Annotated in this window: 14 protein-coding genes; 12 read left to right on the top strand and 2 right to left on the bottom strand. The window is 56.9% G+C overall.

The features are described from left to right. Nucleotides 1-220 precede the first annotated feature (220 nt). The 12 genes from ACL2XO_RS09825 (at nt 221) to ACL2XO_RS09770 (ending at nt 12160) form a co-directional block, all read left to right on the top strand. On the top strand, nt 221-1957 hold the full coding sequence (locus ACL2XO_RS09825; protein WP_413742614.1) for a nitrilase-related carbon-nitrogen hydrolase: 1737 nt from the start codon (nt 221-223) through the stop codon (nt 1955-1957). A 14-nt stretch (nt 1958-1971) separates the two neighbouring features. Continuing rightward, nucleotides 1972-3150, top strand: coding sequence for a transporter substrate-binding domain-containing protein (locus ACL2XO_RS09820; protein ID WP_413742613.1), 1179 nt, complete (start codon nt 1972-1974; stop codon nt 3148-3150). Nucleotides 3151-3166: 16 nt separating this feature from the next. After that, nucleotides 3167-3781, top strand: a complete 615-nt coding sequence (locus ACL2XO_RS09815) for an ANTAR domain-containing response regulator (RefSeq protein WP_132922618.1) — start codon at nt 3167-3169, stop codon at nt 3779-3781. Between the two features lie 450 nt (nt 3782-4231). Further along, complete coding sequence (gene nthA / locus ACL2XO_RS09810) at nt 4232-4843, top strand: nitrile hydratase subunit alpha (protein WP_203522199.1); 612 nt, start codon at nt 4232-4234, stop codon at nt 4841-4843. 16 nt (nt 4844-4859) lie between these two features. Then, nucleotides 4860-5171, top strand: a complete 312-nt coding sequence (locus tag ACL2XO_RS09805) for a hypothetical protein (RefSeq protein WP_338091465.1) — start codon at nt 4860-4862, stop codon at nt 5169-5171. After that, nucleotides 5168-5530, top strand: coding sequence for an SH3-like domain-containing protein (locus tag ACL2XO_RS09800; RefSeq protein WP_338091464.1), 363 nt, complete (start codon nt 5168-5170; stop codon nt 5528-5530). Before ACL2XO_RS09805 ends, ACL2XO_RS09800 begins: the two co-directional genes overlap by 4 nt. Before the next feature lie 3 nt (nt 5531-5533). After that, nucleotides 5534-6031 (top strand): nitrile hydratase accessory protein, encoded by a 498-nt coding sequence (locus tag ACL2XO_RS09795; RefSeq protein ID WP_413742612.1) that lies wholly within the window; start codon nt 5534-5536, stop codon nt 6029-6031. An 89-nt stretch (nt 6032-6120) separates the two neighbouring features. Further along, on the top strand, nt 6121-7170 hold the full coding sequence (locus ACL2XO_RS09790) for a HoxN/HupN/NixA family nickel/cobalt transporter (protein WP_413742611.1): 1050 nt from the start codon (nt 6121-6123) through the stop codon (nt 7168-7170). A 53-nt stretch (nt 7171-7223) separates the two neighbouring features. Continuing rightward, the gene (locus ACL2XO_RS09785) at nt 7224-8234 is read left to right on the top strand and encodes an ABC transporter permease (protein WP_203522202.1); all 1011 of its coding nucleotides are present in this window, start codon (nt 7224-7226) and stop codon (nt 8232-8234) included. Then, a complete protein-coding gene (locus tag ACL2XO_RS09780; protein WP_413723804.1) occupies nt 8231-9268 on the top strand; it encodes an ABC transporter permease in 1038 nt (345 codons plus the stop codon). The genes ACL2XO_RS09785 and ACL2XO_RS09780 overlap by 4 nt, the downstream gene beginning before the upstream one ends. 79 nt (nt 9269-9347) lie before the next feature. Then, the gene (locus ACL2XO_RS09775; protein ID WP_413742610.1) at nt 9348-10580 is read left to right on the top strand and encodes a sugar ABC transporter substrate-binding protein; all 1233 of its coding nucleotides are present in this window, start codon (nt 9348-9350) and stop codon (nt 10578-10580) included. Nucleotides 10581-10636: 56 nt separating this feature from the next. Further along, nucleotides 10637-12160, top strand: coding sequence for a sugar ABC transporter ATP-binding protein (locus ACL2XO_RS09770; RefSeq protein ID WP_413742609.1), 1524 nt, complete (start codon nt 10637-10639; stop codon nt 12158-12160). Between the two features lie 138 nt (nt 12161-12298). Here the strand turns inward: ACL2XO_RS09770 and ACL2XO_RS09765 are convergent, their stop codons facing one another. Both ACL2XO_RS09765 and pepN read right to left on the bottom strand, forming a co-directional pair. Next, nucleotides 12299-13153, bottom strand: a complete 855-nt coding sequence (locus ACL2XO_RS09765; protein WP_413742608.1) for an EcsC family protein — start codon at nt 13151-13153, stop codon at nt 12299-12301. 371 nt (nt 13154-13524) lie between these two features. Next, nucleotides 13525-16146, bottom strand: a complete 2622-nt coding sequence (pepN, locus tag ACL2XO_RS09760) for an aminopeptidase N (RefSeq protein ID WP_413742607.1) — start codon at nt 16144-16146, stop codon at nt 13525-13527. Nucleotides 16147-16300 lie beyond the last annotated feature (154 nt).

Here is a 16300-nt window from a genome sequence, read left to right as displayed (position 1 = left end):
AAATTTTTTTGGCATAGTTCCTGCTTAACTTATTATCAACGGCAGCCGTTAAGCGGACGGCGTGCTTTTCATGCAAACAAACAGAACCGGCAAAGATGCCCCACTAGCTCTCTGAGTTAGCGGGGCTTTTTTTTATCCTGACGGAATTGAACGCATTGCCGGGGCCATTGGACGCTGACATCACGCGCCGAGTATTTTTAGATAATCCTGGAGTTTTACTATGAGCACTGAACCAATCCCCGTCGCGGCCATTCAGTTTGAGCCAAGGTTATTCCATAAAGAAGAGAATATCCGCTGCCTGCTGGACCTGGCGGAACAGGCCGCACGACAGGGCGCGCGTCTGGTGGTAATGCCGGAAATGGGCACCACCGGCTATTGCTGGCAGGATCGCGAAGAAGTGGCGCCCTATGTTGAACCCGTTCCCGGCGCCACTACCGGCCTTTTTGCCGAACTGGCCCGGCGCTACGATTGCTATCTGGTGATCGGATTACCGGAAGAGGACGCCGTTAACGGGCTTTATTACAATACAGCGGTACTTATCGGTCCTGAAGGGGTCATCGGCAAACATCGAAAAACTCACCCTTATATTTCCGAACCTAAGTGGGCCGCCAACGGCGATCTGGGTCATTCGGTGTTCAGTACGCCCATCGGAAATATTGCGCTGCTGATCTGCATGGATATCCATTTTATTGAAACCGCCCGTTTGGCGGGAATCCACGGCGCAGATGTCATCTGCCATATCAGCAATTGGCTGGCCGAGCGCACCCCCGCACCTTACTGGATTAACCGAGCCTATGAGAACGGCTGTTATCTCATCGAGAGCAACCGCTGGGGCCTGGAACGGGGCGTGCAATTCAGCGGCGGCAGCTGCATCATCGAGCCGGACGGTCATATACAGGCTTGGCGCGACTGCGGCGACGGCCTGGTCAGCGGCACCATCAGGCGCGCATCCCGTCCGGGCGCGTTGATCCGGCAGCGCCGGCCGGCGCTGTACAAAGAGCTGATGAACAACAGCTATGCCTGGAACCCGCTGGACTTTTTCCGACTGTACGGCATGCGCCCCCTGCCGGCCGGTAAATGCTCGCGTATTGCCGTCGGTCAATTCGCGCCTGGCGATGACGTGGCCGGCAATCTGGCCGTTATCACCCGTCTGGCCGACCGCGCCAGCCGGCAAGGGGCAGAACTGCTGGTACTGCCCGAGCTGGCGCTGAGCGGTGAATATCGAGGCCCGCAGTCTGCCCTGACGCTGGACGGCGAAGCGGTGCTCGCGCTAATGCGTCTGGCGGTTAGCCACCGTTTAACCCTGGTAGCCGGGCTGGTGGAGGCCTCGCAAGAAGGGGCGTTTTACAATACCGCGCTGGCCGTCGGTCCGCAGGGCGTCATCGGCAGCTATCGCAAGATCCATTTAACCGCCAAAGACGCCGCCTGGGCCGCCGAGGGCAACGAGTGGGTTGCGATAGACCTGCCCTGCGGCCGGGTCGGACTACTGTTGGGGCACGATCTTAATTTCCCTGAGGCCGGCCGCATACTGGCCCTGCGCGGCTGCGATATCATCGCCTGCCCCGCAGCGCTGAACGCCCCGGCAGCCGGAGCGCATACCGGCACCCGTATCCCGCATAACTACCCCATCGCCACCGGCGCCAGTCCCTATCATTGGCTGCTGCCCAGGGTCCGTGCCGGGGAAAATAATGTGTATCTGGCGTTCGCCAACGCCCAGGATAGCAGCGAGTCGCTGCCGGTACTGCCCAGCGGTATCTTCGGACCGGATACCTTCCTCTGGCCGCGGCGCGAATCCCTGGTGGTGGGAGCCGGCGACGTGGTCATTGAAGATGTGGACACCCGTAATCTCGACAGTACTTATCCCACCAATGTCGTAAGGCGCAAGGACCTGGTGGCCATGCGCCAAACGCATTTTTATCCGGATTTAATCCGTTGCCAGCCCGGTGAAACCGCATAATAAAAGGAGACGCGATGCTCACTACGGCCATACATCCGCGGCCATACCGCGGCCGGCGGGAGTCACCGATTCCGATCGGTATTCTTTATTCCGTCTCGGGCCAGTACGGCGTCATTGGACGGGAAATGCTTAACGGCATCCTGTTGGCCATTGAAGAGGTTAACGCCAACCCCGCCTTGCCATTTACCCTGGCGCCGGTGATTTTCGACCCGGCCTGCAACCTGGAAAACTATTATCACTATTGCCATGAATTGCTTTACCGGCACGGCGTCAGGCATATCGTCGGATGTTATACGTCGGCGTCGCGCAAGCAGATCCTGCCGCTGGTTGAGGGGGCTAACGCCCTGCTATGGCATACCGCGCGCTATGAGGGGTTCGAAAGCAGCAATAATGTGATCTATCTCGGCGCGGCGCCCAACCAGCATGTCCTGCCGATGATTCGATACGTCGCTGAGCACTACCAGCCGGATATCTATCATATCGGTTCCGATTATGTCTGGTCCTGGGAAATCGACAGAATTACGGGCGAAACCGTGGAGCCCCTGGGCGGACGCATGATCGCCAGCCGCCTCTTGCCGCTGGGGGAAACCGAGGTTGCGGCGATTATAGAGGATATCATCGTTAAAAAACCGCCGGTGGTGTTGGTTACCCTGGTAGGTATTTCCGCTTACCGCTTTTACCGCGTCTGGCATGACATGGCGGCCGACCACCCTTTTTTGCGCTCACACCCCATCGCGCGGCTTAGCCTGACCCTTTGTGAAGCGGAAGTGAATATGGTCGGCGCCGAAACGGTGGAAGGCTACCTGGTTTCCGCGGTGTATTTCCAATCGATAGATACGCCGGAAAATGCACAGTTCCTGGCGCGCTATCGCCGGCGTTTCGGCGAGGACTGCTCGCCGTCGGTAGATGCCGAGGCGGCATGGATTGGCGGCCATATGCTGGCGAATGCCATTACGCGCTGCGGCAGCGATGATGTGGCGCTGGTTCGCCAGGCGGCCTACGAGGATGTTTTCATGGCTCCCAACGGCGCAACCCGAATCGATGCGGATAACAATCATGCCTGGCTGACGCCCAAACTGGCGCGCTGCGGCGCGGACGGCAAATTCCATATTTTTTGGCAGGCGCCCGAACCGGTAAAGCCCGACCCCTATCTTACCTGGGTCGGAGTGCCCGAACCCGGTGCGAAACGCTGACGCGATGAGGGATAACGTGAAAAATAACCGATTGGTGGTGCGCGGCTTGCGAATTGCGCTGTTAGGCTGCAACGCGCGTGATGAACAGCATTTATTGCAGCAGTTCCGCCGTCTGGGCATCATGGGCATTCCTTTTACCGAACCCGAACCCGATACTCTGAACGGCGGGCATGACATGGTTATTTTCGACAGCGACAATAATATCTTATTGCGGCAGTTGGAAGCGCAGCCCTGGCCGGAATGCCCGAAAATCGCGTTGCTGGGATCGGAAGCGCCGTCCCGCCTGCTGTGGATTATCAACCAGGATATCGACGGCTATTTGCGTAAGCCCATGAAGTCAGAAGGGATATTCTCCACCATCCTGCTGGCGATGAACCAATATCGGCGCAAGCAGGATGATAAAACCACCATCGCAAAGCTGGAGATCCGGGTCAAGTCGCGAAAGTTTTTACTGTCGGCACAAATTTTGTTAATGAACACATTGCAGTGCGACGAACAGCAGTCCTATATTTTATTGCGCCGGTTCGCCACTGAGCGGCAAACAACCGTGGAAGAACTCAGCATTGAATTATTGGCCAGACCCCATGAGTGGTTGCAGAAAATTAAATCCCGCAGCTGTTTTGATCCCTGATAAAAATAACTTAGCGTGTTAATGATTTTTGCCACAGCAGGATGCCATTACAACTAACAAGGATAATTATGCACAAAAGTGGTGATATTTCACAAATAAATTGCACCTGGATGAGTCATATTTTCCCCGGTGCCAAGCGTAAAATTAATTATTTTTAAAACAATCTCATGTTTTATATAGATTTCTGATTAAAAAGCCGTTTTGGCATCCTAATTGCTTAGTTAATAGCAAAGAATGCCGTATGAGCGGCTGATAAGAGTAATGCTTAACGGTATTAAAGATGTGGCCGGAATATAAAATCACCGGCCGCTGAACAGCGCAGAATCGGCAAAGATGCCCCAACGACTCGTTTGAGTCGCTGGGGCTTTTTTTATCGCTTTACGCACAACCGCGACACCATGTTCTTAAAGCACATGCGTAAAAAATAACGTCACAACACAGGAGATCGTAATGAAAGACGTTTTTGAACCTACGACGCCGCCGTCGATTCCCACATTGCGAATCAAGGCCATTCAATCGCTATTAATTGAGAAAGGCTATCTGAAACCGGAAGCCATCGATGAAATCATCGATATCTTCGAGCACCGTTTCGCACCAAAAAACGGAGCCAAGGTTGTGGCAAAAGCCTGGGCGGATCCCGCTTATAAACAGCGGCTGCTCGCCGATGCAACCGCAGCCATTGCCGAACTGGGGTTTACCGGCCTGGAAGGCGCGCACATGTACGTCGCGGAAAACACCGACGCCGTGCACAACATGGTGGTTTGTACCCTGTGCTCATGCTATCCCTGGCCGACACTCGGCCTGCCGCCCACCTGGTACAAAGCGCCGCAGTATCGCTCGCGTGCGGTGATCGAGCCGCGCGCCGTGCTGGCCGAATTCGGGGTAACCCTTGATGATAGCGTCGAGGTCCGGGTCTGGGACAGCAATGCCGAAATCCGCTATCTGGTGCTGCCGCAGCGTCCTGCGGGCAGCGAGGACATGAGCGAAGAACAATTGGCGTCACTGGTGAGCCGTGACTCGATGATCGGAACCGACCTGCTGGCGCCGGTCACCCACCCCTGAAACTGGAGAATCTGCCATGAATTCAATTCACGATGTCGGCGGCATGCACAACCTGGGACCGATCAATCCTGATCACAACGAACCGGTGTTTAAAGCCGCCTGGGAAAAACAGGTTTTCTCCACCATCGGCCTCTATTTTGCCGGCGGCCTGTGCCCCATTGACGAGTTCCGCCACGCCATAGAAGTGATGGATCCCGCCGAGTACCTGAGCACGCCTTACTATGTCCATTGGTTCCATGCCATGGAAACCCTGGGCCTGGATAACGGCCTGTTCACCGCCGAAGAACTTGCAGACAAAATCAAACAGCTCCAGGAGGCACGGCCATGATGGTATTGGAAAAAGATCAGGTATTGGCGGCGGTAAAAACCAATCCGGTATATGTACGTCCTACCGACCGTGCGCAGCGTTTCAACGCAGGGGATCGGGTGCAGGCGAAAAATATTCATCCCAAGGGACACACGCGCCTGCCCCGCTATGTGCGCGGCAAAACCGGCACCGTGTTCCGCCACCAGGGCGCCTTTGTGTTCCCCGACACCACCGCCCACGGGCAGGGGGAACGGCCACAGCATGTCTACAGCGTGCGTTTCGAGGCGCAGGCGCTTTGGGGCGCACAGACCGAAGGAAAGTCAGCCGTCTATCTCGATCTGTGGGATGACTACATCGACCCCGCACCGGCGGAGGGCTAATACATGTCCAGGTTAACCCAGGAACAGCGGCCGATTCCCATTATGGACGAACCCGAGATGTCGTTTGGCGAACCCTGGCAGGCGGAGGCCTTCGCCACCGCGTTGCAGCTCTCCCACGGCGGGCTGTATAGCTGGACGGAGTGGGTACAGGCTTTCTCGGCCATTATCCGCGAACAGCCGCAGCGGGCAGATGAAAGCATCGGCGACGCCTACTACCGGCAATGGCTGGCGGCGCTGGAACGGTTGCTGGCACACAAGGCGGTGCTGCGCGAAGAAGATGTGACCACGCGGCAGGCCTTATGGCATTTGGCTTATCTTCATACGCCACACGGCCAGCCGGTCTCGCTCAACCAGGTGGAGCAAATCGCCGATCCCTGCGCCGCGCTGGAGCGGGCGTCTCTCACGCCGGCGCCCCATGCTCATCATCACCATCATCATGCCCAGGGTCCGGCGGCCCCCACGCCCATCGCGGTATCGCCGGGCCGCGCAGCGACACGGTAAAAATAACGCCGCCGATTTATCTACCCGCGGCATCCGCCGGCCGCGGCCGGCGGACCTAACGTTAAGCAGTCTATTGACAGGTGAATACGATGAAAGATGTTCTACAACAGTTTATTAAAGGCGACGAGCACACCCGTTTTCTCCGTTGGGCCATTGTGATTCTTAACGTCGTTGCCTGGGCATGGGCGCTGTTATTATTCCACGATCAACCCACACTCCTGGGTACGTCATTGCTGGCCTACACCTTCGGCCTGCGCCACGCTGTGGATGCCGATCATATCGCAGCCATTGATAACGCCACGCGAAAGCTGATGCAGGAAGGCAAAACGGCCAGCAGCGCCGGTTTTTTCTTCTCACTCGGCCACGCGTCCGTGGTTATATTGGTGTGCGCCGGCGTGGTGGCGGCCTCGGTTGCCATCCAAAATTACATGGGCAATATGAAGGCCATCGGCGGCATTATCAGTACCATCGCCTCCGCATCTTTCCTGCTGTTTCTCGCCGTGATCAATTTTCTGATTTTCCTGTCGGTGTTTAAATCGTTCCGCGCCGTGCGCCGGGGCGAGGAAATCATTGAAGAAGACCTGGATTTACTTCTCAGCCGCCGGGGATTTTTTGCCAGGATCTTTCGCCCGCTGTTTGCGCTGGTGTCAAAAAGCTGGCATTTATTCCCCATTGGCTTTCTGTTCGGAATCGGCTTTGATACCGCCACCGAGGTGGCGCTGTTCGGACTGTCCTCCACCCAGGCCCACGGCGGACTCTCCTTTCTGAGCATCATGGTAATGCCCGCATTGTTCACCGCCGGCATGCTGCTGATTGATACCCTGGACGGCATGCTGATGGTGGGCGCTTACCGCTGGGCCTTTGTTCGTCCCATCCGAAAAATCTACTACAACATGACCATCACTTTGCTGTCGGTAATGGTGGCGTTTTTTATCGGCGGTATCGAAGTGCTGGCGCTGCTATCCGACAAACTGTCCCTGCAAGGAAGCGCGTGGGACGTTATCCAGAACCTGACCGCCCATTTCAATCTATTGGGTTATATCGTCATCGCCTTGTTTATCGGCTGCTGGGGTATCTCGATGATGATCTACCGCCTGCGCAATTTCGACGACATCGATGTCAAGTTTGAACAAAGTTGAAGGACATGGCCTGGTTCACTTAATGAATCCCTAATTTCACAGGACATTTTCTCATGAGTCATCTATCGCACGGTATAGATACGCATACCGCGGGCGGCTTACGCCCTAAAGCCGGTCGCAAACCGCTGTTTCGCGGCGCTCTGTTGGCGATTTTGGTCTATCTGGTGATGTACGTGCTGTATGGGCTGGCCGAACCGGACGCGTTCAGCGCGTATTCCATAGCCAATCTTTTCAATAACGCCGCGCCGCTGGCGCTGGCCGCCGCCGGCCAAACGTTGGTGATCCTGAGCCGCGGATTCGATTTATCCCTGGCGGGGGTTATTTCCATAGCCAATGTGCTGACAGCGATTGCGCCCTTCGACGGGCCGCTGGGCGCGCTGTTCAGCCTGGCGCTGTCCATGGCGGCCGGGGCGGTGGTCGGGGCGGTAAACGGTTATCTGGTGGCCTATCGGGGTATCCAGACCATTGCGGCCACGCTCGGCACGATGATTATCAGCCAGGGTATTGCGCTGCTGCTATTGCCGGTGCCCGGCGGTTCGGTGGCCCCGTTTGTCAGCGATACCCTGACCGATATGCTCTGGAACACCGTGCCCGTTTCAGCGTTGATCGTCGGCTTTTTTGCCCTGCTGTGGCTGGGGCTGAAAAATACCGATACCGGTATTGCCTTTTACGCCGTCGGCGCGGATGACAATGCCGCCGCCCTGTCGGGCATACCGGTGAAATGGACCCGTTGCAAAGCCTTCATCCTGGCGGGCTGCTTTTACGGCGCTGCGGGTTTTATGCTGAGCGCTCAGACCGCCACCGGCGACCCTAATGCAGGCCTGCCTTTTTTATTGCTGTCGTTCGCCGCGGTCGCCCTCGGGGGCACCAGCCTCAGCGGCGGGCACGGCGGCGCCTTTGGCTCAATGGTGGGCGCGGCGGTGCTGCTCTTGATGCAGAAAATGCTGTTTGCCCTGGGCGTCGCGTCGTTTTATATCGGTTTTTTCCAAGGGGTATTACTGATTTTAGCCATTGTGTGCGGCCGGGTGATTAATCGCCCCCGCGCAGGAGGTACGGCCAGATGAATACGTCTACACCGGTTAACCCGAGCGCCTCCCCACGGCGCGATCAACGGACAGGATCGCGCATCAATGGGGAGTATATTGCGCCGCTGATGCTGCTCCTGCTGACAGTGCTGATGATTTTCGCTTCCCGGTTGATCAGCCCGGCCCTAGGCTCATGGTCTCAGATGCTGATGATAGTAACCCTGAGCACATTTTTACTGTTGGTGTCGTTCGGCCAGGGATTGGTGATCCTGAGCGGCGGCATGGACCTGTCGGTGGCCTCGCTGTTTATGTTCGGCGGCGTCATGTCCGCCGGGGCCATCGGCGCAGACGGCGGCAATGTCGCCTACATGCTGCCGCTGATTTTGCTGGGTGCGGCGGCGATTGGCGCCTTTAGCGGCATCGGCATCGCCCTGCTCGGCATCCCGCCTTTTATCATGACGATGGGCACCGGCATTATCGTCGCCTCGCTGGCGCTGGGCGCCAGCGGCGGCAGTACCCTGGGCGCGTCGCCGCCGCTGTTGTCGGCTCTGGTAAAAGGATCCATAGCCGGCATGCCTTGCATCCTGGCGTTCTTTATCCTGTTTTGCCTGCTGGGGATATTTATCCAGAAGAGCACGGTGTTCGGCCGCAATCTGTATGCGATGGGCGGTAGCCTTGGAGCGGCGCGCGTCAGCGGCCTGCCCGTCACCAGCGTCACCATCGCCGCCTATGCGCTCAGCGGCCTGAGCGCCGCCGCCGGCGGGGCGCTTCTGACCGGCTATTCCGACGGGGCGACGTTGCGCATGGGCGATCCTTATCTGCTGCCGTCGATTGCCGCCGTGGTGGTGGGCGGTTCATCTATCCTGGGCGGTAAAGGCACTTTTGTCGGCACCATTGTCGGATGTCTATTCTTGGTCACCCTCGATTCGGTTATCGCCGCGACCGGGCTGAGCCAGGGCTGGCGACAAATAGTATCAGGTGTCGTAATAACCCTGGCGCTATTATTTCAATCCGGTTCGGATAATGCGTTGGCCGTCTGGCTGGAAAATTGCGCCAAATTATTCAAGAAATAACGGGTGAGTAATAAAACCGTCAGACCTGCAAATTGAAAGATGTAGTGTATAAACCGTCAATAACTATTCAGGAGTTAATATGTCTTTAAATAGATATCTCAAGAGATATGCGTCTCTTGCCGCCTCGGCGTTGTTATTATGCGGCGTAATGAATTACGCCCTTGCCGCCGATACGCCGCCGCCCGCTAAAAAATACAAAATATTTCTTAGCCTGAGTTATAGCGGAAATAACTGGATGAGCGAAACAGCCAATATTATTAAATCGCTTGCAAAAACACCGCCCTACGACAAAATGGTCGATTTGGAGGAGGTCATCTCCGGTACTGACCCGCAGGCGCAAATATCGGCTTATGAAAGCATGATTGCCGCCAAGGCCGACGGCATTATCAGCTTTCCCATTTCTCCCACGGCGTTAAATCGGGTAGTCCGGCGCGGATGCAGCCAAGGCGTGAAGTTTTTTATGTTTGATTCTACCGTAACGGAAAAATGCGCTTATAACATCAGTTATATTACCGCCGGCGCCGGTGAGAATATGGCCCAATTTCTGGTTAATACGCTTGGCGGTAAAGGAAAGATATTTATGAATCGCGGCGTGCCCGGCACCTCGGTGGATAAACGGCATTATGACGGCGCAATGCATATATTTTCCCAATATCCGAATATCAAAGTGGTCTCTGAATATTACGGCTATTGGGACGATCGTATCAGCCAGCGTGAAACTGCCAAGGCGCTGGCGGCGCACCCGGACGTAGACGGTATTTGGTCGGAATTGGGTGAAGCTGGGGTATTAAACGCCGTCGCCGACCGTAAAGGCAAAATGATGCCGATTACCGGGGAAAATATGAACGGATTCCGTCTCGGATTTATCAACGACGACTATCGCAAACGCGGGCTGACCGGGGTTTCCGCCGGTTCACCGCCGGCAACGGCGGGCTACGCCTTTAAATTGATGATGGAAGTGCTGACCGGCAAACGCAAACTGGAACCGACCAACGTGGAATATCCGCTGCCCTGGGCGACGGCAGACCAGATTAAGCTGTGCAAAGGCAGCGCCATTGCCGACGGCTGTAACGTTTTTGCCGGTAATCTGGTACCCGAAGGATTCTCCACCGAGATTTATAACCCGACATTGTTACCGGAAGTGACGCTGGACTCGGCGCTCAAAGGCACTCCAACGCCGGGGATGACCATCCAGCCGCTGCCGGCAGCGATTGTCAAAGCCCCCGACGAACCGGGTATCAATTGCGAACACTGCCAGCCGCCGGTTGACCAATACAGGCTCACCAAAGTCACGGCGACGGTTCAACCTTAATCCAGCGGCGCGCCGTCGGGGCTCTGGCGCCGGCGGCTTTTCAAAAGGCGAACGAAATGATGGTACAAAACCTATCCCAGGGCATGACCCTGACATCGGTATCGAAAGCCTACGGTGCCACCGTGGCGCTGGAAAGCGTCTCAATGACGCTTAATCCCGGCCAGGTACAGGCACTGTTAGGGGAGAATGGCGCGGGTAAATCCACGCTGGTGAAAATTCTGTCGGGGGTCGTCGCGCCCAATAACGGAACGATGACGCTGGACGAAAACGATTATGCCCCCCGTTCACCTTTACATGCCCGCCAGGCGGGGGTCTGCACCGCGTTCCAGGAACTGAGCCTGCTGCCCAACCTGTCGGTGGCGCAAAATTTCTTTTTGCCGCGCTCAGCCAAAGGCGCCGGAGGCCTTATCGCCCCCCGGCAGATGGCCCGCCTGGCGGATGCCATCCTGGCCGAACATGATGTCCATGATATCTCCCCCCGGGCCATGGTGGATGACCTGTCCATCGCCGCCCGCCAACGGGTGGAAATCGTCCGCGCCCTGCACCGCCGGCCCCGGTTATTGATACTGGACGAACCCACCGGCGCCCTGGCGGACGTGGACTGGCTGTTTACGCTGGTCCGTCGCCTGACGGCGCAGGGTACGTCGGTCCTGTTTATTTCCCATCGTCTGGCCGAAATCCGTGAAATCGCTTCTCATGCCACGGTACTACGCAGCGGGCGCTCCATCGCCACCGTCCGTCTGGAGGACGTGGGCGACGGGGATATTTTTGAAATGATGGTGGGCCGGCGAGCGCGGGGAGAACACCGGCCGCCGGCCGGCACGGATCCAGGCGCAAACTCCCAGCCGTTGCTGATGGCTAACGATCTGTGCGGGCAAGATTTTGATTCGGTCTCCTTTGAGCTGCGAGCCGGGGAAATCGTCGGCGTCGCCGGCCTGGAGGGACAGGGCCAGCGCGAACTTTTCCGCACCCTGGCCGGACTGATGCCGCCCAGCGGCGGGCAAATCGTGATGCAGGGCCAGGAAGTCAGGCTGCGTAATCCCCGCGATGCGCTGTTTAAATCCGGCGGCATCGCTTTTGTGCCGGAGGATCGTAAAAGCGAAGGCATTTTCCCCACGCTGTCTACCGCCGCCAATATTACCCAGTCGATTTTGCGCCGGTTCAGCGTGGCGGGCGGCATAAACCGCCGCGGTGAAAGACGTGCCGTCGCTAATGTGTCGCCGCAGGTGGAGCTGAGCGACCGTTATCTTAACTTTAAAATCACCAGTCTCTCCGGCGGTAATCAACAGAAGGCGCTTATTGCGCGCGCACTGATAACCGGGGCCAGAACGCTGCTGCTGTTCGATCCGACCCGCGGCGTGGATGTCGGCACCAAGGAGATCATTTATCAGGCTATCCATACCTACGCCGCCGCCGGCGGATCGGTACTGGTGTACTCCACCGATTTGGCCGAACTCTTTGTACTGGTAGACAGGTGCCTGGTTATGTACCAGGGCGGCCTGGTGGCGGATATCCCGCGCCGGTCGCTGGACGAAGGCCACATGGTCGGGCTGATGACCGGCAACCTGGCGGCGTCCTGACACAGCCCCGGTACCGGCTGCCGATGACCGCTCCTTTTCCGCCACGCAGGGTATCAGCTTTCGCGGCGCCCAACGGCATAATATGCCCTACGACTTTATGGTCCGGCACACTGGCGCGGTGCGGGACCGGCGCGTCGCTTAGGCCGGCCTGACGGCGACAGCGGTTACCTGCGGCCCGAATCTCATTGATAGAAAACGTTCCCGGTATAAATAATAGGCGGCATCACACACCTGAGTGGTGAAATAGACGTTGTAACCGCCGCCTACTACCGCCCCGACAATCGGCAAGGTTTGCGCCAGTTTGGCCTTGGTTAAACGGATACCCAGCGTTTTAGCTATTTCCTGGATAATTTTCACCAGGGCATGTTTTTCCAATTGGCGCCAAGTTCTTTTTTTGGCCGTATCCCGGGCTATGGCCGCCAGCTGCGCCATGGCGATATTTTTTGCGGCGTCGGAGGGGGAAGAAACCAGGCCCATAATTTGTAGGGCAAAGAGTTTTTCTTCCTGTTTATTGATATCGAAGCCGTAATAGGTGGCATATTCGCCGACGGCCCGCAAATTGAGCGTAATCAGCGACGGAATATCCAGCGCCAGCCCGGCGATGCCCGTAAGCCCCGCCCCCATGCCTTCCGCCAGCGCCAGTCCTTTATATTTGGCCGACAGGGATCCTACCGTTTTGTCAATGCCGGCCAGAGACAAGGCGCCGATATCACCAAGGGACGCCACGCCGCTCCACCCGTCACGGCGGAACTCCTCGAAGATGGCCTGTGGCCTGACGCTTAATTGCGCCAAATCATTGCAAATACCGGTAAGGGCGATGATCACGCCCTGCAAAATCCCGCCGATGCCTGGCGCCTGTAAAATGGCGTTCCCAAGAGAGTCCAGCGGCTTATTAATCACTTTAAATGCCCTGAGTGAACCGCCGGCCCGCGGATTTTTCCAATGCTGTATTTCAAGCATGGCCTGTCGTTCATAATGATCCGGGATCATCATGCTTCCCCCCATTTACGCAATGAAACTTTCCCCCGCCCTTGCACGCAAACATGTGCAATAAGCGAAATGCATAACGGGCCGGCCCCGTTTTTGTATCATGGGGGAAAGTAGCGCCGCGAGGCAAAAAGGGTTGCGGAATATCAGAGAGGCCGCGCAAAAAACACGGCCGGCCTATGCCGGCCTGAGCTTATTGACAAAGTGCCCGGTCGGAACAGGCTGCCAGATCGTAAACACGCCGTGAATACATCCTTGTAGGCTCGATCCGCGCCATCCATGGCGCGGACGGTTTACTCTTCTGGCAGCCTGTCCCGCCTTATTGACTCCGAGTGCGTTTGTCAGCAGTCTGCGGCCGGCCTATGCCGGCCTGCGTCTTATTGTTCCGTAGCCAGCGCCTTGGTGATTTTCTCGTAGAGATCGCCGGACAAGTTCGGCAAGGCCTGCAGCGTTGTCAGCGCCTGGCGCATCAGCGCCTGGCGCGAATCGTCGTAACGCTGCAAACGGATCAGCGGTTCGATAAGCCGGGAAGCCACCTGGGGATTGCGGGTATTGAGCTCAACGAGGATTTCCGCAAGGAAGCGGTAACCGCTGCCGTCGGCGGCATGGAACGCCGAGGGATTGCCGGCGGTGAAGGCGCCGATTAACGCGCGGATGCGATTGGGATTGTTCAGGCTGAATGAACGATGCGTCAAAAGAATCTTGACCTGGCTCAGGGCATCGGTGGCCGGGCTGGTGGCCTGTAGGGTAAACCACTTGTCCATTACCAGTCCGTCGTGATGCCAATGCTGGTCGAAATCCGCCAGCAGTGTCGCCTGGCAAGGCAGTTGAGCCGCTACGGCGGCGCCGAGGGCAGCCAGCATGTCGGTCATATTATCCGCCTGGTGATACTGTTGCGTGGTCAGCGCCACCGCCTGATCGTGTTCGCCGAACGCCAGATAGAACAGGCAGATATTACGCAAGGCGCGCTTGCCGATGTCCTGTTGCTCCACCCGGTATAGCGGCGTTTTGTTGGCATGGTAAACCGCCAGCAGTTCATCCCCGAGCTCCGTCGCCAGACAGCGAATCAAGGCCTCGTGCACCGCGTGGATGGCGGCGGGGTCGATTTTCTCAAACAGCTCCGCCATTTCGTTTTCACCGGGCAGGGTCAGGATTTGCGCGGCCAAGGCCGGATCAAGGCCGGGATCGAGCAATATGCCCCGGAAGGCATCGGCCACATGCAGGGGCAGCGTCAGGGGCTGTCCTTGGCGAAAGCGCGCCACGCTCAGGCGGATATAAATGGAAAGCAGGCTTTGCGCCGCGTCCCAACGGGAAAACTCGTCGGTGGCAAAACGCATCAGCGATACCAGTTGCTGATCGCCGTAAGGGTAATCAAGCTTCACCGGCGCCGAAAAGCCGCGCAACAGCGAAGGAATCGGCAATGACGGCACGTCGTCGAAAATAAAGGTCTGCACCGCTTCGGTAACGTTCAGCACATTATTCACCGGCCTGCCCTCCCGCTGCAGCGGAATAACCTGGCCTTCCACATCATACAATTCAATATTCAGGGGGATATGTAACGGCAGCTTCTCCTTTTGCCCGGCGGTGGGCGGCGTCATCTGGCTCACGTGCAGTTGATATTGACGCAGCTCGGGATTGTAATCGTCCCGGATCGTAAGTACCGGCGTGCCGGATTGACCGTACCACCGGCGGAACAACGTCAGATCAACGCCGGATGCCTGCTCCATGGCATTGACGAAATCATCGCAGGTGGCGGCGCTGCCGTCATGGCGTTTGACATAAAGCCGCATCCCCGCCTGGAATTTCTCCTCACCCAGCAGCGTATGCATCATGCGAATCACTTCCGCACCCTTCTCATATACGGTGAGGGTATAGAAGTTATTCATCTCGATAACCATATCAGGACGAATCGGATGAGCCATCGGGCTGGCGTCCTCGGCAAACTGGGAGCCGCGCATGACCCGGACATTGCCGATGCGATTCACCGCGCGCGAACCCAGATCGGCGCTGAACTCCTGATCGCGAAAAACGGTCAGTCCCTCTTTCAGGCTGAGCTGGAACCAGTCGCGACAGGTAATGCGATTGCCGGTCCAGTTATGAAAATACTCGTGGCCGATGACCCGTTCTATATTGAGATAATCGCTATCGGTAGCGGTCTGTGCCCTCGCCAGAACATATTTGGAGTTGAATACGTTCAGGCCTTTATTTTCCATCGCCCCCATATTGAAGAAATCCACGGCCACAACCATATAGATGTCAAGGTCGTATTCCAGGCCGAAGCGGGTTTCGTCCCAGCGCATGGCGTTTTTCAGCGAGGTCATGGCCCAGCCGGCGCGATCCAGGTTGCCGCGGTCCACAAACAGCTCCAGCGCCACTTCCCGCCCCGATTGGGTGGTAAAAGAGTCACGCAAAACGTCAAAATCGCCGGCCACCAGGGCAAACAGATAGCAGGGTTTGGGGAAAGGATCTTGCCAGACCACCCAATGGCGGCCATCCTCGTTGTCGCCTTTATCAATCAGGTTGCCGTTGGACAACAAAAAGGGATAGCGGTCTTTGTCCGCGGTGATCCGCGTGGTAAAACGCGCCAGGACGTCGGGACGATCGAGATAATAGGTAATATGGCGGAAACCTTCCGCTTCGCACTGTGTGCACAAGGCATCGCCGGAGAGATACAGCCCTTCCAGAGCGGAGTTTTCCGCCGGATGAATCACATTGACAATGGTCAATGTAAACGCCTCCGGCAACTGTTCAATGACCAGCCCAGGGGCTTCCTGGCGGTAGTGCGACCACTCCCGGCCATCGACACGGATCACGAGCAATTGGAGATCCTCTCCGTTCAACAACAAAGGCGCCCCTGGCTGACCGTGGCGGACTACCTTGCTGACCGCCGTCACCGTGGTGGTTTCGGCATTGAGATCAAATTCCAGGCTGATATCGGTGATGGTATAATCCGGCGCACGATAATCATGGCGGTATTTTGCTTGCGGCTGCTGAGTCATAATTAACCTTTTGGCATCGTCATAGATTTCTCGGAATAAGTCTATTCCTGTTAAGGCTATGTTGCCATTGTAAACGAATGCATTTCTTAAAATGCTTCGGATCGGATAAAAATGAAGCAATACCATGGGCTTTGCCGTTTTTCATACCGGCTTA

Source organism: Sodalis sp. RH15 (assembly GCF_047324255.1).
In the GTDB taxonomy this organism is placed as follows: Bacteria; Pseudomonadota; Gammaproteobacteria; order Enterobacterales; family Enterobacteriaceae; genus Acerihabitans; species Acerihabitans ligni.
This window is presented reverse-complemented; position numbering and strand designations above follow the sequence as displayed.